Origin of the sequence: Treponema sp. OMZ 805 (assembly GCF_050937395.1) — a bacterium.
Lineage (GTDB): Bacteria > Spirochaetota > Spirochaetia > Treponematales > Treponemataceae > Treponema.
Genome location: NZ_JACCLP010000045.1, coordinates 1 through 808 on the forward strand (window position 1 = coordinate 1; position 808 = coordinate 808).

The following is an 808-nucleotide window of genomic DNA, read 5'->3' on the forward strand; positions in this document are numbered from 1 at the left end:
ATGCTGCATATTTGCAAAAGGGGCTTGACACGCGCATAACCAGCGGCATAATTTCACAGCTCACAGCTCACAGCTCACAGCTCACAGCTCACAGCTCACAGCTCACAGCTCACAGCTCACAGCTCACAGCTCACAGCGTGAATTCTATTTAGATAATCTTTTATCTTTTCCCTATAAACATCATCATTTTTTCTCAGTTTACACACAAAAACAAAACGTAGATATAAAACCCTCTGCGTTCTCTGCGTGCTTCGCGGTTGCATTAAAAAATAAACCGCAGAGGCCTCAAAGGACGCAAAGAAAGGTAAGGGAGCTATCTGATAAGTTCTTTCTGTTCAGAACCTTTGCGCTCTTTGTGAGATTCGCGGTTGCATTAAAAAATAAACCGCAGAGGCCGCTAAGGACGCAGAGGAGTGGAGCAGGAGTATCTGATAAGTTCTTTCTGTTCAGAACCTTTGCGTTCTTTGCGTGCTTGGCGGTTATATTTTTGCCAATTTCAATATGCGTTTTCTATTGCCAAGCTTTCACAATACATCTCGTACGTAGCCATTATCAATTACCAATTCCACATTATTATAAAGGAGTTTTATTATGAAACGAAGAGTCGCTTCACTACTGGGTGCGCTTGTATTATTGACAAGTGCAGTAATGATGGCAGGTTGTCCGCAGAGCGCCAAACCTGATATACGAAAGTACAAGATAACGCTTAATCAAGGTGAACACGGTACGGTGACCGTTGATCCTGTGCTGCCGAAAGACGGTATGGTTGCGCAATACGCAAAACTTACGTTTACTGCAACACCGGATG

Annotated in this window: 1 pseudogene; it reads left to right on the plus strand. The window is 43.4% G+C overall.

The annotated features are described in order from the left end of the window. Window positions 1-591 precede the first annotated feature (591 nt). Window positions 592-808 (plus strand): annotated as a pseudogene (locus HGH47_RS12200) (leucine-rich repeat domain-containing protein); the annotation flags it as partial.